Origin of the sequence: Gimibacter soli (assembly GCF_028463845.1) — a bacterium.
In the GTDB taxonomy this organism is placed as follows: domain Bacteria; phylum Pseudomonadota; class Alphaproteobacteria; order Sphingomonadales; family Kordiimonadaceae; genus Gimibacter; species Gimibacter soli.
In genome coordinates this window covers 2,774,000-2,797,282 of record NZ_CP116805.1, presented here as the reverse complement: position 1 = coordinate 2,797,282, position 23,283 = coordinate 2,774,000, and the positions used below count along the sequence as shown (strand labels likewise).

At 59.8% G+C, this 23,283-nt stretch carries 20 protein-coding genes; 8 read left to right on the top strand and 12 right to left on the bottom strand.

The genetic code is table 11. From position 1 onward, the window contains the following. Positions 1-17: 17 nt before the first annotated feature. Both PH603_RS12915 and PH603_RS12910 read right to left on the bottom strand, forming a co-directional pair. Positions 18-1,097, bottom strand: a complete 1,080-nt coding sequence (locus PH603_RS12915) for a glycoside hydrolase family protein (protein WP_289502953.1) — start codon at positions 1,095-1,097, stop codon at positions 18-20. Between the two features lie 15 nt (positions 1,098-1,112). Further along, a complete protein-coding gene (locus PH603_RS12910; RefSeq protein WP_289502952.1) occupies positions 1,113-2,357 on the bottom strand; it encodes an MFS transporter in 1,245 nt (414 codons plus the stop codon). Between the two features lie 116 nt (positions 2,358-2,473). Here PH603_RS12910 and PH603_RS12905 point away from each other — a divergent pair, with 116 nt between their 5' ends. Next, the gene (locus PH603_RS12905) at positions 2,474-3,376 is read left to right on the top strand and encodes an ROK family protein (protein ID WP_289502951.1); all 903 of its coding nucleotides are present in this window, start codon (positions 2,474-2,476) and stop codon (positions 3,374-3,376) included. A gap of 5 nt (positions 3,377-3,381) precedes the next feature. Here the strand turns inward: PH603_RS12905 and PH603_RS12900 are convergent, their stop codons facing one another. Together PH603_RS12900 and PH603_RS12895 are read right to left on the bottom strand one after the other, a co-directional pair. Continuing rightward, positions 3,382-4,380: a LacI family DNA-binding transcriptional regulator gene (locus tag PH603_RS12900; protein WP_289502950.1), complete on the bottom strand. Its 999-nt coding sequence runs from the start codon at positions 4,378-4,380 to the stop codon at positions 3,382-3,384. Positions 4,381-4,525: 145 nt separating this feature from the next. After that, positions 4,526-5,218, bottom strand: coding sequence for a GntR family transcriptional regulator (locus PH603_RS12895; RefSeq protein ID WP_289502949.1), 693 nt, complete (start codon positions 5,216-5,218; stop codon positions 4,526-4,528). A 155-nt stretch (positions 5,219-5,373) separates the two neighbouring features. On the opposite strand from PH603_RS12895, the gene PH603_RS12890 reads away from it, so the two are divergent. The 7 genes from PH603_RS12890 to PH603_RS12860 all read left to right on the top strand — a co-directional run bounded on the left by PH603_RS12890 (position 5,374) and on the right by PH603_RS12860 (position 15,638). Continuing rightward, positions 5,374-6,435 carry a Rieske 2Fe-2S domain-containing protein gene (locus tag PH603_RS12890; protein ID WP_289502948.1) on the top strand — a complete coding sequence of 354 codons (1,062 nt, stop codon included), beginning with the start codon at positions 5,374-5,376 and terminating at the stop codon, positions 6,433-6,435. Between the two features lie 304 nt (positions 6,436-6,739). Beyond that, positions 6,740-9,082: a TonB-dependent receptor gene (locus PH603_RS12885; protein ID WP_289502947.1), complete on the top strand. Its 2,343-nt coding sequence runs from the start codon at positions 6,740-6,742 to the stop codon at positions 9,080-9,082. A gap of 163 nt (positions 9,083-9,245) precedes the next feature. Then, the gene (locus PH603_RS12880; RefSeq protein WP_289502946.1) at positions 9,246-9,698 is read left to right on the top strand and encodes a MarR family winged helix-turn-helix transcriptional regulator; all 453 of its coding nucleotides are present in this window, start codon (positions 9,246-9,248) and stop codon (positions 9,696-9,698) included. Positions 9,699-9,841: 143 nt separating this feature from the next. Continuing rightward, positions 9,842-11,164 carry an MFS transporter gene (locus PH603_RS12875; RefSeq protein ID WP_289502945.1) on the top strand — a complete coding sequence of 441 codons (1,323 nt, stop codon included), beginning with the start codon at positions 9,842-9,844 and terminating at the stop codon, positions 11,162-11,164. Between the two features lie 52 nt (positions 11,165-11,216). Continuing rightward, complete coding sequence (locus PH603_RS12870) at positions 11,217-12,635, top strand: aldehyde dehydrogenase (protein WP_289502944.1); 1,419 nt, start codon at positions 11,217-11,219, stop codon at positions 12,633-12,635. A 26-nt stretch (positions 12,636-12,661) separates the two neighbouring features. Then, a complete protein-coding gene (locus PH603_RS12865; RefSeq protein ID WP_289502943.1) occupies positions 12,662-13,492 on the top strand; it encodes a p-hydroxycinnamoyl CoA hydratase/lyase in 831 nt (276 codons plus the stop codon). A 4-nt stretch (positions 13,493-13,496) separates the two neighbouring features. Beyond that, the gene (locus tag PH603_RS12860; RefSeq protein WP_289502942.1) at positions 13,497-15,638 is read left to right on the top strand and encodes an acetate--CoA ligase family protein; all 2,142 of its coding nucleotides are present in this window, start codon (positions 13,497-13,499) and stop codon (positions 15,636-15,638) included. A gap of 59 nt (positions 15,639-15,697) precedes the next feature. Here the strand turns inward: PH603_RS12860 and PH603_RS12855 are convergent, their stop codons facing one another. The 8 genes from PH603_RS12855 to PH603_RS12820 form a co-directional block, all read right to left on the bottom strand. Then, positions 15,698-16,708, bottom strand: coding sequence for an aldo/keto reductase (locus PH603_RS12855; RefSeq protein ID WP_289502941.1), 1,011 nt, complete (start codon positions 16,706-16,708; stop codon positions 15,698-15,700). A 12-nt stretch (positions 16,709-16,720) separates the two neighbouring features. Beyond that, on the bottom strand, positions 16,721-17,899 hold the full coding sequence (pobA, locus tag PH603_RS12850; protein ID WP_289502940.1) for a 4-hydroxybenzoate 3-monooxygenase: 1,179 nt from the start codon (positions 17,897-17,899) through the stop codon (positions 16,721-16,723). Between the two features lie 2 nt (positions 17,900-17,901). Further along, positions 17,902-18,849 (bottom strand): Gfo/Idh/MocA family oxidoreductase, encoded by a 948-nt coding sequence (locus PH603_RS12845; RefSeq protein ID WP_289502939.1) that lies wholly within the window; start codon positions 18,847-18,849, stop codon positions 17,902-17,904. Positions 18,850-18,851: 2 nt separating this feature from the next. Then, positions 18,852-19,700 carry a class III extradiol dioxygenase subunit beta gene (locus PH603_RS12840; RefSeq protein WP_289502938.1) on the bottom strand — a complete coding sequence of 283 codons (849 nt, stop codon included), beginning with the start codon at positions 19,698-19,700 and terminating at the stop codon, positions 18,852-18,854. After that, positions 19,700-20,104 carry a protocatechuate 4,5-dioxygenase subunit alpha gene (ligA, locus tag PH603_RS12835; protein ID WP_289502937.1) on the bottom strand — a complete coding sequence of 135 codons (405 nt, stop codon included), beginning with the start codon at positions 20,102-20,104 and terminating at the stop codon, positions 19,700-19,702. Before ligA ends, PH603_RS12840 begins: the two co-directional genes overlap by 1 nt. Beyond that, positions 20,101-21,126, bottom strand: a complete 1,026-nt coding sequence (locus PH603_RS12830; RefSeq protein WP_289502936.1) for an amidohydrolase family protein — start codon at positions 21,124-21,126, stop codon at positions 20,101-20,103. Before PH603_RS12830 ends, ligA begins: the two co-directional genes overlap by 4 nt. Continuing rightward, a complete protein-coding gene (locus PH603_RS12825) occupies positions 21,123-21,986 on the bottom strand; it encodes an NAD(P)-dependent oxidoreductase (RefSeq protein ID WP_289502935.1) in 864 nt (287 codons plus the stop codon). Before PH603_RS12825 ends, PH603_RS12830 begins: the two co-directional genes overlap by 4 nt. A gap of 61 nt (positions 21,987-22,047) precedes the next feature. Next, the gene (locus tag PH603_RS12820; RefSeq protein ID WP_289502934.1) at positions 22,048-23,208 is read right to left on the bottom strand and encodes a LysR family transcriptional regulator; all 1,161 of its coding nucleotides are present in this window, start codon (positions 23,206-23,208) and stop codon (positions 22,048-22,050) included. Between the last annotated feature and the right edge of the window lie 75 nt (positions 23,209-23,283).

Genomic DNA, 23,283 nt, shown 5'->3' with positions numbered 1-23,283 from the left:
TTGTCTGCTCGGGCTTTTCAGGCTGTCTGCTTCTGGCGGGCAGGTGGCGCGAACGAAAGCTGCCTCACTGGTCCTGCATTTTCGGTATAGGGGCCGAGAAAGACCAGCTCTTCCGGGCTGAAGCCCTTGGAGATGATGCTGGCCCCGAAAAGGTCCCGCAACTCCGGCAGGCGGCTGCCTTCGCTGCCGTGGGGCAGCCACGGACCTTCCAGTTCGCGCGACTTGTACAGGCGCATTTCCATCGTCACTTCCGCGTTGGGCTGGCCTTCATACAGCCGGTCGCAGGCCGAAATCAGCATCAGATACTGGTCGCCTGCCGTATCGAGATAGATTTTGGGGACCTCGGCCTGTGTGAAATCGGCGGCGTCCGGCAGGGCGATGGGGGCGAAAAGCCTGTCGATGACAAATCCGTCTTCCGTTTCGCCAATCGTCGCGCGTGCGACAGCAGGTTTGGTAGGGCCAAGCTTGGCAGCCCAGACAGCGTTAAGGATGCCATCCCTGTCATAGAAGAGATAGGGGTCTCGCCAGGCCAGAATGGGGCCGCCCGCTTCTCCTGCATTGCTGCCGAGCTTTTCCTTGGTGCCAAGATAATAGCCTGCTGCAAGAATGCTGTCGTAATCCCGAAGCGGACATGAGACCGGCTTGGGAGACCAACCGCTGATGGCATTCGGTGTGGCGCCGTCCGCGATGCAGATGGTTTGCAGGAATTGGCGGTCATCCGTAACTTCGCGCAGCCCGGTATAGCCAAAGAGCCACTTTCCCGTCCGTGAATGGAGCACCGATCCGCTCCAGACATTGCGGCCGTCGGCCCCGTCTGCCGTGCCCCCCGGTTTGGCGACAACCCCGAGATCCCGCCAGCTGATGCCATCATCTTCCGACAGGAAGTGACGGATATGGAAGGGGTAGTTGTTGCGGTCCCCGGGCTGGATCGCGCTGCCGTCGCGCGCCAGCCGATTCAGGGCGAGACAATAGAGATGCAATGACGATTGGTCATGGGCAGTCCACGAATCCCACAGCCAGAGGTTCGGATGACAGATGCCATTGACGAAAACGGTGGGATTGGGCGGGGGAATATCAACGTAGAATGGGCTGGTCATGCAGGTTCCTGTCCATCACGAATATTGAATGCGGTTTGCTTGGGCGAGCGCCGTTTCCACGGGCCTGCGTTGCCAGTTCCAGAAGGCTCCCGCGCAAAGCGCAGCGGCGAATACAGTTGCCAGAACAAAGCCGATCCGCATGTCGCCAGCGCCGAAACTGTCGCTCACAAAGGCCATCGCGAGTGGCGAGAAGGCAGCTGAAAGTGCGGTGAAGAACAGGATGAGCCCGGCAACGGCACCGTGATCTGATTTCGGGAAGCAGCTGATCCCTTTGGAATTAAGCGTCGGGTAAATAACCGACATGAAAAGCCCGGAAAGGGGCAAGAGATACACGGCGACCTCGCGGCCCATCAATACGCTGAGGGCGAAACAGGCGAAGATGAGCGCGGTGAAGACCAGAATGACAATTGTCCAGTCGGCTTTCTGCAGCACATAGGCGCCAAGGAACCGCCCGGCCGCCCGCAGGGTGAAGAAAATCATCACAGCGTAGGCAGCGAAATGGCCAGCGATGCCGTCGCTGATGAAGCCGTCAAGGAAGGTTGGCAGCCAGACGAAGATTGCCACTTCGCAGGCAACGTAAAGGGCGATGGCAAGCGAGAAGCCCAGCGCATAACGGTTGTGCAGGAAAGAAAGGCTGCGAGAGAAGGAGGCTGGTGTTTCGGAAGGAGCGGCCTTTTCGGGGTAGCGTGTGATCGCCGCGATAATGACCATGAGGGCGCAAAGCGTGGCCGCGATCCCGTAAAGGTGGGTCCATGAAAACCCTTGCCCCGTCAGCACAACCACCAGCATCGGCCCCATGATCGCCCCAACGCCGAAGAAGCCTTCCACCTTGTTCATCCTCACCGTGTGGTCTTCGGTGGATTGCGAGATATCGCCAATCAGAGCCAGCGCTGCGGTTTTGAAGACACCGATTGCGAGTCCCGAAATAAAGAGAAGTGAGAGATAGAGGTAGAAGGATTGGCCGAGCATGAAGCTGGCGTTTGCCACCATATAGACGCCGAGGCCAAGAATGATCACAGGCTTGCGGCCAAACCGGTCCGCGAGGAAACCAAGTCCGAGGCCGCTTGCCGCAATTGCGATCATGCTGGCCCAGTGGAAGGCACTGGCTTCGGTGTTTGAGAGGTCCATTTCCACCCTGGCGATCCTGATGATCTCGCCAACTGCATCGGTCGTCATGGCGAAAAGAAAGAACATGCCATAAGTTAATGCAGAGATGATGGTGGCGTTGGCCGGTGGTTTCGGCGCGGAAACATGCGTCATATATGGTCCTCCCCGAAGGACTATTGCACTATTGTACAAACGTTTGCAATGCCATAATACAAACGATTGTACAAAGGCATTTGCTGATATTTCTGTAAGGGTAAGAGGGGAAAATTTTGAGCGGAAGTGACCAGAAACAGGTGCTCGGCGGCATTGACGCTGGCGGCACGACCTTCAAATGTGTGCTGGCAGGTCTGGACGGAGAGATTATCGCACGCAAGCGTATCCCGGTGAGCGTACCGGAGGCGACCATCGCTTCGGTTACTGCATTTTTCAGGGAAGCGCTGTCCATGCATAATGCCACGATGAAAAGCCTTGGTGTGGCATCGTTTGGGCCTATCGATATCGATCCTGCATCTGACAGTTACGGCACCATTCTGGAGACGCCGAAGCCCGGATGGGCGTCTTGTGACCTCTGCGGGAGGTTGAGCGCTGCCCTTGGCGTGCCGGTCCATGTCGAAACTGATGTGAATGGCGCCCTGCTGGCGGAAATGGCTTGGGGTGCGGCCAAGGGATGCGCCAGCGCCGCCTATGTCACTGTAGGCACAGGAATCGGGGCGGGCATCTACACAGGTGGTCGCCTGCTGGGGCATCCCGTTCACCCCGAATTCGGACATATTCGCCTGCAACGCCATCCGAAAGACCTGGGTTTTAAAGGAAGCTGTGTCTTTCACGGTGACTGTCTTGAAGGATTGGCCAGCGCAAAGGCGCTGCAGGATCGCTTTGGTGATCCGGCGGCGCTGCCTGCGGACCATCTGGCATGGGAGATCGAGGCCTATTATCTGGCGCAGGCCAGCCTCTCGCTGGTGCTCATGAGCCGGGTCGAACGGGTGATTCTGGGAGGCGGCATCCTGCTGGCCGATGGGCTGATCGAGAAGGTCCGGGTGGCCTATGACATGCTGATGAACGGCTATGTGAAGGACAGGGCAACCATTGAATTGATCTCGACGCCGGGGCTCGGCGATGACGCCGGCCTGAAAGGCGGCATTCTGCTGGCAATGCGTGGAGCAGGAGACTGATGTTTTCAGCTTGCTGCGACGGTTGACTGACGAACGACAAGGCGGGTCGGGGTCACCTGTGAGTGCACCTCTTCCCCTGCCAGCTTCCGTAGCAGCAGGTCCACCATGATCTCGCCGCCTTCCTTGATGCTTTGGTCGATGGTGGTCAGGTGCGGAACGACCATGGTCGAGTGGCTGATATTGTCGTAGCCGACAATCGCCACGTCCTGAGGCACGCTCATGCCCCGCGCATTGACGGCATGCAAGGCGGCAATTGCCAGCACATCCGAAGCGGCAAAGATGGCATCAAACTGTTTTCCGCTATCGATGAATTCGAGGCTTTTCTCGAATGCGTTCTGTGCCCCGAAGTCAAGCCCTAGGACCAGCTCTGACGGGTGCTGCAAGCCCATAACCCGATAGGCGTCCTGCAGCCCGGAGTAGCGCAGCAACACCTCCGGCAATTCCATGTTGCCGACGAAAAGGATGCGGCGGCGACCGAGGGAAAGAAGGTGTTCGGCTGCCAGTCGCCCGCCTTCACGGTTGTCGCTGCCGACGAGCGTATATTCGTCTTCGTCCGTTTTGCCGCCCCAGACAACAACACGGTCCCTCAAGGGGCCAAGATCGTGCAGGCGGGCGCTGAGGCCAGCTTGCCCGATCACGATCAGGCCATCGGCACGTCCGGCTTCCAGAAGGCGCTTTTCAGCGATCTTCTCTTTTTCCTTCGGCATGTTGACGATGAGGTCATATCCGGCATCCGAAGCCGCATTGCCCACTGCCGCAATCATTTCCAGAAAGAAGGGGTCGGAAATGGTCTGGCCGGATTCCGGCCGCAACGGAATGACTAGGCCGATGGCTTCGCTCGTCTGGCGGCGCAAGCTGCGGGCCGAGGTGTTGATCACGTATCCGGTCGACGCGGCGACTTCGAGGATATATTTCTTGGTCTCAGGCTTGACCCGCGGGCTGTCGCTGAGCGCACGAGACACGGTGGAAATATCCACACCGGCCATTCGTGCCAGTTCCGACATCGTCATTTTTGTGCGTCGCGCGTGCATAGGGTGGTCGTGCAGATCCCGGTTTCCAAGCCAATCTCAAGCCTTTGATACCATTAGTGTGACCAACCACAAAGAGCAACAGCCTAACGTTCCTGCGTAAGGTCTATCGTTGTCGTCGTCAGTTCTTCAGGGGCGGATCGGCGGACTGGAGCAAGTCGGTATAGCGGATGACAGCGGCAGCATGTTCCCGCATCAGGGCTTCAACGCGGGCTGCCTGGCCCGCTTCAAGCGCGTCCACAATGGCATGATGTTGCATGTGAGCATAGTTGAGCCTGCGAAACTCGCGCTCCATTTCGGATGTGTTGATTGTCATGGCTTTCACCGAAGCGAACGGCAGGTGATCGTTGCGGGCGAGGGCTGCTGTCACTGCGGTGTTGCCGCTGGCGCTGACTATGGCCTCGTGGAACCGGACATTCATCGAATGATAGGCTTCCGCATCTTTTTCATCGAGATAACCCTTGGCAAGGAGCCGGTCGCCCTCGGCGAGGCATGAGCGGAGCCGCTTTTGCGTGCTTTCATCAAGGCCGCGCTCGCCAAGCTGGCGTGCTGCCAGTCCTTCGAGGACGCCACGAACCTCAACCCCGTCGACGATATCATTGTAAGTGAAGTGCCGGACCATATAGCCGCGCACGCCGGCGCGCACCAGCAATCCCTCCGACGCCAGCTCACGGAATGCAGTGCGGACCGGCATGCGCGAAACGCCAAGCCGCTCGGCAATCGCTGTTTCGACAAGCCTTTCGCCGGCTGCCAGTTCGCCGGAACCAATCATTTGCCGAAGCGTCACCATGACCAGAGAGCCGGGTTTCTGCACGTGTTTCTCCGCAAGTTTTCTCCCGCAGGGATAATGCCCTGACAGGAAAGCTCATGTCTCGATCAGTTTTATTATGGATCCATTAAATATCAATATGTGTTGACTAACGCTTAAAACAGCAAATATTGGATCCATTGTGAATGGGGAGAGACGAGATGTTCCTGAAGAATGCCTGGTACGTTGCCTGTACGCCGGATGAAATCGCTGAAGGGCCTTTGGGGCGTCAGATCTGCGGCGAGAAGATCGTATTTTATCGCGGTGAGGGCGGCCGGGTTGCTGCAGTGGAAGATTTCTGCCCGCATCGCGGCGCGCCTCTTTCGCTCGGTACGGTCCGGGAGGGCAAGCTTGTGTGCGGCTATCACGGGCTGACAATGGGGTGCGACGGTGCAACCCTTGCGATGCCCGGGCAGCGTGTTGACAGCTTTCCGCGGATCAAGTCCTTCGCGGTGGAGGAACGCTACGGCTTCATCTGGGTGTGGCCGGGCCATCGTGAGCTGGCAGATCCCGGCCTAATCCATCATCTCGAATGGGCGGAGGATCCTGCGTGGGCCTATGGTGGTGGGCGTTTCCATATCCAGTGCGACTACCGCCTGATGATCGACAACCTGATGGACCTGACGCATGAGACTTACGTACATGCAAACAGCATCGGCCAGAAGGAGATCGACGAAGCTGCCCCCACAACCACTATTGAAGGGGAACAGGTTGTCACCAGTCGCCACATGGAGAATGTGATGCCTCCGCCGTTCTGGCAGATGGCGCTGCGGGCCAATGGCCTTGCAGATGACAAGCCTGTCGACCGCTGGCAAATCTGCCGCTTCAGCCCGCCGAGCCATGTGATGATCGAGGTCGGGGTCGCCCATGCCGGGTATGGGGGCTACGACGCGCCGGATGACGTGAAGGCTTCCAGCATTGTGGTTGATTTCATCACGCCGGAAACAGGGACCTCGCACTGGTATTTCTGGGGGATGGCCCGTCGATTCAAGCCTGACGATCAGGCCATCACCGATAGCATCCGCGAAGGGCAGGGCAAGATATTCAGCGAAGACCTCGAGATGCTCGAACGCCAGCAAGCCAATCTGCTGGCTTATCCGGATCGTCGTCTGCTGGGGCTGAATATCGATGCCGGCGGCGTGCGGGCTCGGGGCATTCTGTCTCGCCTGCTCAAGGCCGAACAGGCTGCTGCGGAAAGCGGCAGGGCCGCTATTGGTGCCTGACGGGCTTTCTTCAACCCCGGCCTATTGCTGAAACAGTTTGTGCGAGCCGGCATGCGCGCCGGAGAGGGCCGTTTCTTGCCTTCCAGGCGAGCTGCGGCGGCGGTGCAATACACAAATGCGCCATTTATGGTTAAGGCATGCGATAAATAGTATTGCATGCAGACAGTATCCTAGTCATACTATTTTCGAACCGACTGCCAGGGAGGGTGTTCGGTGCGGTCTCTTCAACAGGTCTGGTCTGCCTTGAGTGAATATGGCAGCCGTTTGGCGGGTTGGGAGATGCGGAACAATTGGGGAGGGGTCCATGACCAGCATCAAGTCGCGCCTTCGCGGCGCCAGTTCTACTTATGTCATCTCTACAGTTATGGCGGCTGCCACGATTCTTGTGCCCGCAGCGGCTGCCAATGCGGCGGGGCAGCAAGAGTCCAGCGTCATCATGATTGAGGAAGTTGTGGTGACGGCGCGTAAGCGCGAAGAAAACATGCAGGACACGCCGATTGCAGTATCGGCCTTCTCGGAAAAGGCGCTGGAGCGCCAGCAGATCAACGGCACGACGGACCTTGATCGCATCACGCCGGGCCTGCAATTCACAAGCTACGGCCAGCTTTCGGGCAACAATTCGGCCGCCCAGGTCTTCATTCGTGGTATCGGCCAGGTGGACCCGACGGGGGCTGTTGACCCCGGTGTCGGCATCTATGTGGATGATGTCTATATGGGCCGGTCGGTCGGCGGCGCGATGGATTTCAATGATGTCGCCAATGTCCAGGTTCTTCGCGGTCCGCAGGGCACACTTTTCGGGCGCAACACGATTGGCGGCGCTGTGATCCTGACCTCGAACACGCCGGGCGACGAACTTGGCGGCAGCGCGAAGGTGCGGATCGGCAGCGACAACCAGCGGGAGTTTTCGGTTGCGGCAGACTTGCCGCTTGGCGAAACCTTGAAGAGCCGTGTTTCGGTAAGCCGGCGTACACGCGACGGCTATGTTACCCGCCTCGTTGATGGCCTTGACCTTGGTGATACTGACAATTGGGCCGTGAAGGGTGCGTTGCGCTGGACGCCAAGTGCAGATGTCACCGTGACCGTTCGAGCCGACTACAGCAAGGCAGACGAAAACGGCTCGCCGTTCGTGTTCAAGGAAATCAATCCCAACGCAGCATTTGTTGCAGCGGTCAGCGTTGGCGCGGGGTGTCCGGGGGCAACGTTCCCGCCGCCGAGCACGCCGGAAATCAATGATCCGCGGTGCGCCAACAATTTCTGGAACCTCGGGCCATTCACGAACGGCGGCAACGCAGATGTGAGCAGCAAGACCGAGAACTGGGGCCTCTCCGGTGTTATCGACTGGACGGTTAACGATAATGTCTCGCTGAAGTCGGTCACGGCATACAGGGATCTTACCTGGTCTGGTGTTCGCGATGCCGACAACACGCCCTTCACGATCCTGACCACTGACTATTCGAGCGTAAGCAAGCAGTTTAGCCAGGAATTCCAGGCGCTGTTCGAATTCGGCGCGCTGCACGGTGTTGCCGGCCTCTATTATTTCGATGAAGACACCAATGACTATGTAACTGTCTTTCTCGGGGCGCCACCGCCAGTGGTTGCCGCTGGCGGTGTGGGCTCGCGCGATCTGCAAATCGTTGATCTCAGCACCGAAAGCTGGGCCGGATTTACGGAATGGACATATGATGTGTCGGATCGCTTCTCGGTTTCTGGCGGGCTTCGCTACACAGAAGAAACGAAGGGGATGCAGCTCATTGCCTTCAATATCTTCCCGTCGACCCTGCCGGATCCGGATCCGCTGCCAACCAGCACCCCGGCACTGTTTGTAGAGCCCGACCTTTTCGAGACGGACTTCTCCTCCATGACCGGTACGCTCAAGGCGCAGTATCGCTGGTCTGACTCGCTGATGACCTATGCAAGCTGGTCGCAGGGGTTCAAGAGCGGTGGTTATAACCAGCGCTACAATGCACCGCCTCCGGGCTTCTTGCCGATTGCGTTCGATGAGGAACGTGCCACCAACCTCGAAGCGGGCTTCAAGGCCGACATCAACCGGGTCTTCCGCCTGAACGGTGCGCTTTTCCACACCAAGTACAAGGATATCCAGCTTATCTACCGCCTTGGCGTGGTGCCGTTGCTGTTCAACGCAGGCTCGGCAACGATCGACGGGGCGGAGCTTGAGATGGCCTTTGTGCCGACCGACCGCTTCATGATCGAAGGCAGCCTCGGCTATCTGGACAGCAAGATCGACGAGATTACCGAGGTGCCCGGCACCACGGCGACCGTTGGACCAGACAACCGCTTGCCCTTCACCCCCAAATGGAAAGGCAACATCGGCGTGAGCTATGTCTTCCCGTTGTCGGGCGATCTTGAGCTGACCCCGCGGGTTGACCTGTCCTACACCGCGTCCCAGTTCTTCGATGCTGCGAACAGCATCGAGGTTGCACAGGACAAGGGCGTCACGCTTGTCAATGCCTCACTCCGGCTTGCCGAGCGCGAGGGTGGCTGGAACCTGACGTTCGGGATCGAAAACCTGACGGACGAGCTTTATCCGGTGGCGGGCAACTCGTCGCTCTCGACAGCGACCGGGTATGCCGAAATCATCTATGCCCGGAAACGCACCTGGTTCCTGAGTGCCGGTCTGGAGTTCTGACGGCAGGGCTAAGGATCAAAGATCGGGACCTGCCCGAAAGGGCAGCAATCCCGATCTTTGAGAACAAGGGAAGTGGTGCACGCAAGGGCGCAATTTCAAACTTGTTCATGCCATCAATTGTCCATAGGTTCAGGGCTTGGTTTCAACTTGATCCGGCAAGAATATGAGTGGCGTAACTTCACTAGGCATCATTGCAAAGCGGCTTGGCTATCAACTGCACCAGACCGATGTGGCGACCATGGCGCTTCTGTCGGCGGAACTGGCGGAGCATGGCCTGACGCCTGCAAGGGCAACAGCGCTTTTCTATGTGGCCTTGCATGAGGGATGTGATCAGGTGGCGCTCGGACGTGCGCTTGGGGTCAACCGGGCCAGCACAATGAAGCTGGTTGACCAACTTGTCGCCCTCGGCGCGGTCGAGAGAAGGCCCGGGCGGGACCGCCGCAGCAATGCGCTTCACATGACGCCGGCCGGGCTTGTGCTGCAGGAAAAGGTGGAGCAGGCGACGGCGCTTCACGACCAGCACGCCTTCGGCGATCTGAGTGCTGACGAGCGCGCAGAGCTTCGTCGTTTGCTGAGCAAGGTGCGAACATCGGTTCGTAGCAAGCCTAAAGCCTGAAGCCGGATAAAGCCTTGAAAGTATGGGTATAGTTGCAAGTCGGTTATGTATGTTGACACAATTGTATCATAAGCATACTAATTGAGTCGGGATGGGAAAGACAGGTGTACGGCCGTGCCGACGCCTGCTGTTGGGGATAGCTTATGAGTTTCGATGAAGATCCGAGGTCGGTGCTTGCCAGGTCGCCGATGAAGGGCATGCAGATCGCCGTCGTGGTGCTTTGCGTTCTGCTGACGGCCCTTGATGGCTTCGACGTCCTGTCGATCAGCTTTGCGTCCCCGGGGATCGCCGCAGAATGGGGTATTGACCGCGCTGCCCTTGGCCTCGTGCTGTCCATGGAACTGTTTGGCATGTCGGTCGGATCGATCACACTCGGGCACTTTGCCGACCGTATTGGCCGCCGCCCGACCATTCTCATCTGTCTGGTGATCATGACGGTTGGAATGGGTGCCGCGATTTTCACCACCAGTATCCTGATGCTGTCGATTGTCCGTCTGATTACCGGGATCGGCATCGGCGGCATGCTGGCCAGCACAAACGCCATGGCAGCGGAGTTTGCGAATGACCGCTGGCGGAGTTTCGCCGTTACCGCGATGGCTGCGGGTTATCCGATCGGTGCGATTATCGGCGGGGCGCTCGCCTCGATGCTGCTGGTGGATGGTAACTGGCGGGATGTTTTCGTGCTCGGCACGATCATGACGGCCTTGATGCTGCCGCTAACGTGGTTCCTGCTGCCGGAATCCATTGATTTTCTTATGCAGAAGAAACAGCAGGAACGTCCGATTGCGCGCATCAATGCAGTGCTGAAGCGGCTTGGGCACGCCACGGTGACCCGGTTGGCGCCGCCGCAGGCGACCGAGAACCAGCGTGGCGGCTTGACAGCATTGTTCTCCGGCGCCTTTGCTCGCCCGACGATCCTGCTGACGCTCGCCTATTTCACCCACATCATGACCTTCTATTTCATCCTGAAATGGATCCCGAAGATCGTGGTCGATATGGGCTATGCACCTTCGGAAGCGGGCGCCGTGCTGGTGGCGGCCAATATCGGCGGCCTGGCCGGAGCCTTCCTTCTTGGTATTTCCAGCCTGCAGATCAGCACACGTTTGCTTGTAATCGGCGCAATGGCGGCTTCGGTTCTGGCGGTGGTCTATTTCGGGCAGGGACAAAACGAGCTGGCAGGCCTTTCGTTCGTTGCTGCCGTCGTTGGTTTTTGCACCAATGCCGGCGTGGTTGGTCTCTATGCCCTCATCGCGCAGGCCTATCCGGCCTCGCTCAGGGCGGGGGGGACCGGCCTCATCATTGGCATCGGGCGTGGCGGTGCCGCACTCGGGCCAGTGATCGCCGGGCTGCTCTTCACGCTTGGTTATGGCCTCGGCGGCGTTTCCCTGGCGATGGCGGCCGGGTCGCTCATCGCCGCTGCCGCGATATTTGCCCTGCGACCGACCCGGCAATCCACCAATCCGTGAAACACCAAGCATTGCGTCAACAGAATAGACATTGATCCTGGAGGGGACCGACATGACACAGACAAGCGCGACCAGGACGTTCGAGCGCCGCAACCCCGTCACCAATGAGGTGGCGACCACGGCTCAGGCCATGACCGCTGCCGAGGCAGGCATGGTTGCCGACAAGGCGGCACAAGCCTTTCCGGCATGGAGTGCCCTTGGGCCAAACGCTCGCCGTAGTTTCCTGATGAAAGCGGCGGCGGCCCTCGATGCCCGCGCAAACGACTTTGTCGATGCAATGATGGGCGAGATTGGTGCCACTGAAGGTTGGGCGCGGTTCAACCTGATGCTGGCCAGCAGCATGGTGCGCGAGGCCGCCGCGTTGACCACCCAGATATCGGGGGAAGTGATCCCGTCCGACAAGCCGGGCTGTATCGCCATGGCGCTGCGGGAGCCGGCGGGGGTTGTGCTTGGCATTGCGCCCTGGAACGCGCCGATCATCCTCGGGGTGCGAGCGATTGCCGTGCCGCTTGCGTGCGGTAATAGTGTCATCCTAAAGGCGTCAGAGATATGCCCGCGGACCCACAGCCTGATCATCGATGCCTTCGCCGAAGCCGGGTTGCCTGATGGCACAGTCAATATCGTCACAAATGCGCCGGCAGACGCTGGTGAAGTGGTAGGCACCCTGATCGACCATCCGGCGGTCCGGCGCATCAATTTCACCGGTTCCACCGCTGTTGGCCGCATTGTTGCGAAGCGGGCGGCTGAAAATCTGAAGCCGGTGCTTCTGGAACTCGGTGGCAAAGCCCCCCTGATCGTGCTGGACGATGCAGACCTCGATGAAGCCGTGAAGGCGGCAGCCTTCGGTGCCTTCATGAATCAGGGGCAAATCTGTATGTCTACGGAACGTTTGATCGTTGTCGACGCCGTCGCCGATGCCTTTGTCGAGAAATTCAAGGCGAAGGTCGCCACCATGAAGGCGGGTGACCCGCGCGAGGGGAAAACGCCTCTGGGTGCCGTGGTTGACCTGAAAACGGTGCAGCATGTCCAGTCGCTGATCGAGGATGCTGTTGCGGCCGGAGCGTCGCTCGCCAATGGCGGTGCTGCGGACGGTGTGATCATGCCTGCCCATGTTGTCGACAAGGTGACCCCTGCGATGCGGCTGTTCCGGGAGGAGAGCTTCGGGCCGGTTGTTGCGGTCGTCCGCGCGCGCGACGAGGCGCATGCCGTGGAGCTTGCCAACGACACTGAATATGGCCTCAGTGCCTCGGTCTTTACGCGCGATACGTCACGCGGACTTCGGGTTGCGCGCCAGATCAAATCCGGCATCTGCCACGTCAACGGGCCGACCGTGCATGACGAGGCCCAAATGCCCTTCGGCGGCACCAAGGCTTCCGGCTATGGCCGCTTCGGCGGCAAGGCAGGCATCGATGCCTTCACCGAACTTCGCTGGGTCACGGTTGAAACCGAACCCGGCCATTTCCCCATCTGATCAAAGATTTCCAAGGAGTTGAAACAATGACAACCGAACGTCTGGAAGAAGACACTGTCGCCGTCACCATCGAGGACGGCATTGCGTGGGTAAGCTTCAATCGCCCCGAGAAGCGCAATTGCATGAGCCCCAAGCTCAACCGGCAGATGATGCGAGTGCTGGATGATCTGGAGTTTCGTGATGACGTGGGCGTACTCGTCCTGACCGGTGAGGGAACGGCCTGGAGCGCGGGCATGGATCTGAAGGAATATTTCCGCGAGAATGAGGCCAAAGGCCTTGGTGCCGTGCGGAATGCCCAGCGCGAATCCTACGGCTGGTGGCGCCGTCTGCGCTGGTACCAGAAGCCGACCATCGCCATGGTGAATGGCTGGTGTTTCGGGGGCGGCTATGGGCCACTCTTTGCCTGTGACCTCGCCTTTGCGGCCGAGGAAGCCCAGTTCGGCCTGTCGGAAATCAACTGGGGCATCCTGCCGGGTGGTGGGGCCTCGAAAGTGATTGCCGAGCTCGTCTCCTTCCGCCGCGCCATGTATCACGCCATGATGGGCGAGAATATCGACGGCAAGACGGCCGCAGAATGGGGGCTCGTGAACGAGGCCTTGCCGCTGTCAGCCCTGAAGGAACGGGTCACCGAAGTTGCCAAGGTGTTGTTGGGGAAAAACCCCGTCGCCCTGAAGGCAACCAAGGACGCTATTCGGCGGGTTCGCGAAATGACCTACGATAATGCCGAAGATTTCCTCGTGCGCGCCCAGGAGGCTGCCAACAGCTTCGACAATGAGGGCCGCAAGGAAGGGATTCGCCAGTTTATCGATGAAAAGTCATACAAGCCCGGCCTCGGCGCCTACGACAAAAACAGGTAACCTCATGCCTGAAATTTCAGAGTTCGAACAGGCTGCGTTGCCGCGCGCTGCGGTTGAGCGTCTCCTGAGGCCGCGATCCGTGGTGATTGTCGGGGCTTCGGAAAAGCGCGGGGCGCTCGGGGCATCCGTTCTCGCCAATCTCGAGAGCAACGGGTTCACAGGCGATATTCACCTGATCAATCCGAAAAGGGAGGAGATCAACGGTCGCCCCTGCCTCGCCTCGATCGATCAACTGCCCTCCGGGGTGGATGCCGCCGTGCTGGCCATCCCGCGCGCTGCCGTTCTTGACAGCATGAAGGCGCTGGCGGCCGCGAAGGTCGGGTCTGTGGTCATCTTTTCCGCAGGCTTCGCCGAAGGCGGTGAGGAAGGCATGGCGGAGCAGCGTGAAATTGCGCGCATCGCAAGGGACGCCGGCATGGTCGTTGAAGGGCCGAACTGCCTTGGTCTTGTCAATTATGTCGATGGTATCCCGCTCACCTTTGTGGAGACGAAAGCGAAGCCGCCCGGTAACCGGCCGGGGATCGGCATCGTATCGCAAAGCGGGGCTATGGCTGCGGTCCTCGGTACCACAATTGCAAGCCGCGACCTTGGCCTCACCTTCTCGGTTTCTACCGGTAACGAAGCAGCGAGCGGTGTTGAGGATTATGTCGATTATCTCGTTGGCGATGCCGCCACACGGGTGATCGTGATGCTGGTCGAACAGTTCCGGAAGCCGCAGCGGTTTCTGGCCGCTGCCCTCCGTGCCCGCGATGCCGGCAAGACAATTGTGTTGTTGCATCCGGGCAAAAGCAGTGCCGCGCGAGAGTCTGCGGCGACCCACACCGGTGCCCTCGCGGGTGATTATGCCGTCATGCGCACCAAGGTGGAACGGGCCGGGGTTGTCTTTGCTGAAACCCTTGAAGAACTGGCGGACATCGCCGAGATCATCGTGCGCTGCCCGGCAATGCCCGAGGGCGGGGCCGCTGTCCTTGGTGAGTCCGGCGCGTTCAAGGCGCTGACCTATGATCTATGCGAAACCCTTGGCGTTGATCTGCCAAAGGTGACAGCAGAGGATTCACCAGCCTTGAGGGCTGCGCTCCCTGAATTTGTCGAGGTCAGCAATCCGCTTGATCTTACTGCGCAGGGGCTCGTTGATCCGGATCTCTATTTCCGCACGCTCGCCGCACTTTTTGATGACGGCCGGTTCGGCAGCATCGTTGTGGGCATCATTCAGACAGACCCTGTGACTTCGGGCATCAAGTTGCCGCCGATATTGAAGGCAGTATCCGAGCTGAAGCCGCAGAAGCCGGTGATCTTTGCGGGGCTTGATGAAGGAGGCGATATTCCGGCCGCCTTCATTGCCGATCTTCGCCGGTTGGGTATTCCCTATTTCCCGTCAACGGAAAGGGTGTTCCGGGCATTGAAGCGGTTGAATGACCTGGCAGGCAGAAGTTTTGCGAAAGCACCGGCGACGCAGATGCCGCCATTGGCGCTGCCGCCAGAAGGCGGGGTGATCCCCGAGTATAAGGCGAAGGAGCTTCTCGGGCCCCAAGGTGTCGCCTTTCCCGTCGGCCAATTTGCCGCGACCGTTGATGAGGCGGTGGCAGCGGCAGAGCGTCTGGGCTTCCCGGTCGCCCTGAAGGCGCAGTCCGCCGATCTCAGTCACAAGAGTGATGCCGGTGGGGTTGAGCTGAACTGCGGGAGCTCGGGCGCTGTCCGTGCGGCCTGGGCACGGATGCAAGCAAGCGTAAAGACATACAATTCATCGATCAGGCTTGATGGCGTGCTCGTGGAAGGGATGGGCAAGCGCGGTTTTGAACTGATCATTGGTGCGCGTAACGACCCGGACTGGGGAGCCGTTGTGCTTGTTGGCGTCGGTGGTGTGACTGCCGAAATCATGAAGGATACCCGCCTTCTGGTGCCGGACCTGCCGGTGCAGGACATCGTTGCCGAGCTAGGCAAACTCAGGATGGCGCCGCTTCTTAAAGGCTACCGTGGATCGCCGCGGCTGGATGTTGTGGCCGTTGCGGACATCATTTCCCGCCTCGGCCGGCTGATGGTGTCGCAGCCGCGGATCGCCGAGGTCGACCTCAATCCCGTGGTTGTCTATCCCGAAGGTGAAGGTGCCGTCGCGCTTGATGCCCTCATGATGGTCAGGCCCGAATAGAGAAACCTTGTGAAAGGGCCGATCCGCGTCCGGCGTCGGCCCCTTTCATGCCGGTTGGCTCAACCGGCTACCTCTTCCGGTAACAGTTCGGTATCGATCTGTGCCTGCATGGCGGGGGAATAACGTGGGCCGGCGACAGCACCGGGCGCAAAGATTTCATCCACTGCTGCAAATGCCTCCACGCTGACGTCCATCGATGCAGCGGCAAGATCCTCATCCAGATGGGTGATGGAGCGGGTGCCGGGGATCGGCACGATATGATCGCCGCGTGACAGCACCCAGGCGAGCGACAATTGTGCGGGGGTAACTCCGGCAGTTTCGGCCACCGTCTTGAAGCGTTCGAAAAGTGCCAGATTTTGGGTGAAACTCGGTTCCTGGAAGCGGGGCATGGCGGTGCGGATATCACCTTCCACGAAATCGAGGGAACTGACGGCACCGGCCAGAAATCCCCGGGCAACCGGGGAGAAGGCGACAAAGCCGATACCAAGCTCCCGACAGGTATCGAGCACTGCGACTTCCACATTCCTGACCCACGGCGAATATTCACTTTGGACGGCTGCCAAGGGATGCTCGGCGTGGGCGCGCCGGATGGTCGGAGCTGACATTTCGGAAACACCGATAGCGCCGATCTTGCCGGCCTCTCTTGCGCGTGCAAGGGCGCCCACCGATTCCTCGATGGGCACGTTCCGGTCCAGCCGGTGCAGATAATAAAGATCGATATGATCGGTGCCGAGCCGAACCAGAGCCTGATCAAGCGTCTTCAGGATGGCGTCCGGCCGGCCATTGAGACCACGTTTGCCGTCATAGACATCAAGCACGCATTTGCTGGCGAGGGTGAATTCGGCCTTGCGGTGCATGATCGCCTTGCCCACAAGCCGCTCGTTGGCGCCCATGCCATAAAGCGCCGCTGTATCGAAAAAGGTGACACCGGCATCAAGCGCGTGGTTCAGCAGGCGGATTCCATCTGCCTCGGACGGCGAGATGCCGTAGGCATGACTCAGGTTCATGCAGCCAAGGCCGATGGCGGAAACGGGGTAGGGGCCGATCTTGGGGACGGGAAGAGATGTCATTCTGTTCCTTTCTCAGAGCGGCAGGCCGACATAATTCTCCGCAATGGCGGTCTGTGCCGCTTTTGATGAGGCGATATAATCAAGCTCTGCCACTTGCATGGCGCGTTCGAAAGACCCGTCTTCGGGGAATCGGTGCATCAGCCGGGTCAGGGACCAGGAGAAACGCTCGGACTTCCAGACGCGGGCAAGCGCCTTTTCGGAATAGGAGGCCAGCGGCGCGCTGTCTTGTTTGTTGAAATAGGCTATCAGCCCGTCCGACAGATAGGCAACATCGGATGCTGCCAGATTGAGCCCTTTGGCGCCGGTCGGCGGAACGATATGGGCGGCGTCTCCCGCCAGCATCAGGCTGCCGTATCGCATCGGCTCAAACACAAAGGAACGGAGTGGCGCGACGGATTTTTCGAGGGCTGGCCCCCGCGTGATATGGGCTGCGGCGTCCGGGCCAAGTCGAATGGCGAGTTCGTCCCACAGCTTTTCATCCGGCCAGTCATCGACTGTTTCACTGAGCGGCACGTCGATATAATAACGACTGCGGGTCGGCGACCGCATCGACGCCAGCGCAAATCCGCGTTCGTGATTGGCGTAGATCAGCTCGGCTTCGCATGGGGGAACGTCGGCAAGAATACCGAGCCAACCGAAGGGATAGACCCGCTCGTAGGCCTTGCCAGCGCTTTTCGGGATGGCTTGCCGGGAGGGCCCGTGGAACCCGTCGCAGCCGCAGATAAACCGGGCGTCAATCCGGTGGTTCAGGCCATCTTTCGAGTAGGTAATGTGGGGCGCATCGGTTTCGATATCATGGAGCGCCACATTGGCGGCTTCATAGATAACCTCGACGCCGCGCGGGCTGGCGGCATCCATCAGGTCGCGGGTCAGTTCGGTCTGGCCGTATACCATGACACGCTTGCCAGTCAGGCCTGCGATGTCGATATGGATCAGGCGCCTGCCATCGGCGAGATTGAAGCCTTCGTGATACAGGCCTTCGGCCTTCATGCGGCTATCCAGGCCAAGTCGCGCCATCAGGTCGATCGTTACCTGCTCCAGAACACCTGCCCGAATGCGGCCAAGTACATAGTCGCCGCTGACCCGTTCAATAACGATGCAATCGATACCTTCGGCTTTCAGGAGATGCGCCAAAAGAAGGCCGGCTGGCCCGGCACCAACGATTGCAACCTGTGTCTTGACCCCGGCCATGATCAGCCTCCGCTGCGCAGTTGCTGTTCAAGGTCATGCAGCACCTTGTAGCAGGGCAGGACCTTTGCAACGCTTGAATTGGGCTCACGGCCTTCACGGATGGCGGCGATGAACTCGCGGTCTTGCAGTTCGATGCCGTTCATCGAGACATCAACCTTCGACACATCGATTGCTTCTTCGCGGCCAGTGACGAGATCGTCATAGCGGGCGATATAGGTGCCGTTGTCGCAGATGTAGCGGAAGAAGGTGCCAAGTGGTCCGTCGTTGTTGAAGCTGAGCGAAAGGGTGCAGATTGCCCCGCTTTCAGCCTTCAACTGGATTGACATATCCATGGCGATGCCAAGTTCCGGGTGGATCGGACCCTGCAGGACATTGCCTGCAACCACAGGTCCTGCCTGATAGGCAAACAGATCCACCGTGTGCGCCGCATGGTGCCACAGCAGGTGATCTGTCCAGCTTCTGGGCTCGCCCTTCGCATTCATATTCTGGCGGCGGAAGAAATAGGTCTGCACGTCCATCTGCTGGACATTCAATTCGCCAGCCCTGATCCGGTTGTGGACCCACTGATGCGACGGGTTGAAGCGGCGGGTATGGCCGACCATGCAGACGAGGCCGGTTTCCTGCTGCTTCTTCATCGCTGCCTCGGAATCCGCCCAGCTGTCGGCAAGGGGAATTTCCACCTGCACATGCTTGCCTGCGTCCATGCACTGGATGGCCTGCGCGGCATGCATCTGCGTGGGTGTACACAGGATCACGGCGTCCACATCGTCGCGGGCCAGCGTTTCGGCAAGATAAGTGGTGGCATGGGGGATGCCGTACTTCTCGGCAATGGCTTGGGTCGGCTCAAGCCGACGACCGACGAGCGAGGTGACAGTAACACCGTCGATCTTCTTGAGGCCGTCGAGATGCTTCTCTCCAAAGGCACCGGCACCGGCGAGGGCGATCCGCATTGTCAGTCTCCTGTAACTGGTTCTAGGACGATATGGCCGACTGCCGTATTGCTGGCGGGCACATGATAATGGCGGTGAAGGCAGTGCGTGAGGGGGCCGAGGGCGCCGCGCATGATCAGCCACATGACCATCTCGATCCCCTCCGAGCCCGTCTCGCGCAGATATTCGATGTGGGGAATGTGGCGAAGCGCATCGCCTTCCCCGATCAGGCCATCGAGGAACATATTGTCCCATGCGGCATTGATCAGCCCGGCGCGCGGGCCCTGCAACTGGTGGCTCATGCCACCCGTGCCCCAGACCTGCACGTTCAGGTCTTCGGGGAAGCTTTCCACAGCCCGCCGGATCGCTTCTCCAAGCGCCCAGCAGCGGTTGCCGGTCGGCGGCGGGTAGGTGACCACATTGACGGCGAGCGGGATGACCTTCACGGGCCAGGCTTCAGGCTGGCCGAACATCAATGACAGCGGCACCGTCAGTCCGTGATCGACCGTCATCTCGTTGATGATGGTCATGTCGAATTCATCGAGGATCAGGCTCTGGGCGATATGCCAGGCAAGGTCAGGATGTCCGATCACATCGGGCACCGGCCTAGGACCCCAGCCTTCGTCCGCGGGCGCGAAGCGCTCGCCGCAGCCGATGGCGAAGGTCGGGATGAACTTCATGTCGAAGGCCGAGGCGTGATCGTTATAGACAAGGATCACGACATCGGGCTTTTGCGATGCGATCCAGTCCTTGGACCAGTCATAGCCTGCGAAAACGGGCTTCCAATAGTCTTCTCCCGTTTTGCCGAGGTCGATTGCGGCGCCGATAGCGGGAACGTGGCTGGTGCCCACGCCTGCAGTGATCCGGGCCATCAGTTCTGCTCCTTCTTCGAACGCACACCTTCGGGTGACCGGCCGCCTGCCAGCATCATGGCCTGATAATCTTCCACGCTCATGCCGGTCATGGTCGATACCGCCTGAACGAAGGAAAGACCGTCGGTGGAAAAAATCTTGGCGAGGAAATAGATATTGCCGCCAAGGTCGAGGAGGCGATTGTAGTCCCGGTCGAGGACTGCCTGCTTCTGGTCGTCGGTCAGGGGCCAATCGGCCAGATAGGCGCGCTCATCCGCTTTCCACCGGGCGCGGTTCTCTGGCTTCATCAGGCTCATGGCAAACTGGTTGAGCTGATAGCCCATGCGTGCGCGTGCCGCCGTATAGACACGCGTACCGGGAATGTCCTCGAATTCCGCGAGATACTGGTGGATATCGGTTGTCACAGGCCCCTCGCTTTCAGCTGTGCATCAAGCCGCGGAAAGACGCGGCGGGCATTGCCTTCGAAGATCGCGTGCCGGTCTGCATCCGGGATATCAAGGGCATCAATGTACCGCTTCGTGTCATCGAAATAATGGCCGGTTGTCGGATCGATGCCGCGCACGGCGCCAACCATTTCGGATCCGAAAAGAATATTCTTGGTCTCGATTACGTCGGCCAAGAGGTCGATCCCCGGCTGGTGATAAACACACGTGTCGAAAAAGACATTGTTCATAAGATGCCCATCGAGCGCCGGCTTTTTCAGCATGTCGGCAAGCCCCCGGTAGCGACCCCAGTGATAGGGAACCGCCCCGCCGCCGTGTGGGATGATCAGGCGCAGCGTCGGGAAGTCCTTGAACAGGTCGCCTTGCAGAAGCTGCATGAAGGCGATGCTGTCGGCCGCAATATAGAAGGCGCCGGTGGCGTGGAGGCCGGGGTTGCAACTGCCCGACACATGGATCATGGCGGGCACGTCAAGTTCCACCATCTTCTCATAAATCGGGTACCAGTATCGGTCTGTCAGCGGCGGATGCCTGAAATGACCGCCGCCGGGATCGGGATTGAGGTTACAGCCGATGAAGCCATGCTGTGTGACACAGCGCTCCAGTTCGGCAATGGAGGCCGTCAGGTCAGCATCAGGCGACTGGGGCAGCATGCAGACAGGGGCGAAAACTTCAGGGTAGAGCCCTGCGACCCGCGCAATCAGATTGTTGCAATGCTCCGACCAGGCCTGGCTTACCGCCTGGTCGCCCACATGGTGGGCCATGGCGGATGCGCGGGGCGAAAAGATGGTCATGTCGGCGCCGCGCTCACGGATCAGTTTGAGCTGGTTCTTTTCGATCGTTTCAATGATCTCGGCGTCAGATATGTCGGGATAGGCCGGGGGCTTCGCACCTGTTTTGAAGGCGGCCTTCTGGGCCTCGCGCCATTCGTTATGCGGCTCGGGCGCTGTGGTGTAATGGCCGTGGCAATCGATGACGAGGGTCATTCAGCCGCCTCCTTCTTTCCGGTGATTAAGGCCAGTTTGGCCGCCAGATCCTGTGGTGGCTTTTTGTGCCCCATGCTGCCGAGGGCACGTTGGCGTACAACCGTGCCGCGGGTGATCAGGGGATCGACCCCAAGTTCGTCAAGTGTGCGCACCACTTCGTCCATCTCGGCGGCGCGGCGAAGGCCATGCACCAGCATGCGGTCGAGATTGTAATTTGTCTTGTCGGCCCATTCGGCACCAAGCGAGGCAAGGACATCGTCGACAACGCCTGCGGCACTGGCGGCGAGCATGCATTCGGCAGTCAGCGCCTCGATGCCCTTGATCATCACCGAACGGACCATCTTGATGGCGGAGGCGCGGCCCACGCCACCTTCCACGCGGCGGACGGATCTGAAACCAAGGCCCGTGAGCATTGCCTCGGCTTCCGCACCCCATTCGCCGCTCACAAGAAGCGGGACGTCAAGACGGGCGGGGTTGATCGGCGCCATGATCGCCACATCCACGTAGCGACCCCCCGCCCCCTCGATAAAGGCGGCAGCTTCCCGCTTGGTGCCGGGCGAAACCGAGTTCATGTCGAAATACAGGCTGCCGGCAGCCATGTGGCCTGCGGCCTTGCGGGCGACAGCGAGCGATGATTCCGCCGTCACGAGGCTCAGGATAACCGCCCGGCCTGCAATGGCGTCTTCAAGGCTCGCGCAGCCATGCACGCCTGCAGTGCTGTAGCGGTTCTGCATACCGTCCGCAGATGCGGCCTCTGTTGTCGCAATGTCAAAAACCCGCGCGTCCGTGCGCCAATTGGCTGCAACGGCGAAAATTTCGCCGGCTTCCCCGAACCCAATGATGGCAAGATCCTGCTTCATGGAAACACCATAGGCCGCGGCCAGCTGGGGCTTCCAATCGGAAGGTTGTCCCGGTCATAAATTATTGTGAAGTGTTCTGGATTGCAGCCTGTTCGATCAGCAGTTCCATGAAAGCCTGCTGGCTGGGGGTCGGGGTCCAGTCGAGGCGCGTCGTCACACCGATATTGCGGCTGATGGCAACAGGCGGCGGCGCGACCCTTTCAAGCCATCCGGCTTCCAGTTCCACGGCCACCTGATCGGGCGACAGCAGTGTCAGGAAGTCGCCGGTCATCAGTAGCTGGCGGATGGTGATCACCGATCCGCACTCAATGGGTACATGGGGCGGTGCGATGCCGGCGTGGGTGAAAATTTCCTCCCACTGCGCGCGGAGCGGGGCGCCGGGGCCTGCCACGATCCAGGGATATTCGGCAAGTGTTGCGGCGTCAGGCGTGGCGCGGGCAAGCGGATGACCGCTGCGCCCCAGAATGACAGGCCGGTCAACGAACAGATGGGTCTGTGTCAGGTCATTGAACGTACCGGGAGCGCGCAGGGCGCCAACCATGAAGTCCAGGTCGCCATCCCGCAAGGGGCCGATCAGCTCGTTGTGTGATCCTTCCGCGACCACTATGTCGACGTCGGGGAAGCGTTGGTGAAAAAGCGCGATGGCTGCGGGCAGTAATTTGGCCCGGCTAAGTGGCATGGCGCCAATCGCAATCCTGCCGGTTTCATACCCTTTCAGGGCGTCCAGTTCTGAAAGAGCGGCGACGATTTCCACGTTGGCGAGGCGGTAGGTTCGCGCCGTTGCCAAACCTCTAGCGGTGAGCATGATGCCCCGGCCGCGCCGTTCAACCAGTCGCTCGCCTGTTGCCACTGAAAGGTCGGCGAGGGCACGGTGGAGCGAGGCCTCGGTCAGTCCGGCCCTGCGGCTTGCTTCGCTGTAACTGCCGGCCTCGGCGACGAGAACCAGCGCCCGCATCTGGGTGGTGGTCACCCGCGACGATCCAATATGGGAAAGGGCCTTCTCGATACGAGGACGCAGGATCAGGGCCGCTTCGGTCGCGTCCATGCCGTCGGGCCGTCGGATGAAAAGCGGCAGGCCGAACTGGCGTTCAAGCTTGTTGATCGCCTGTGTCACCGCCGGTTGGGTAAGACTGACCGCGCGGGCCGCCCGCGACAGCGTTCCGTGGCGGGATATGGCGACAAGGGCACGCAGGTGCCGGATGTTGAAATGCCAAAGGTTCATGGCTTTTCTTAGCAAAAATTTATGGCTTGTCCACCATTCCGTCTTGTCTTGGCCATGGGGCGAGGCGACCCTTGT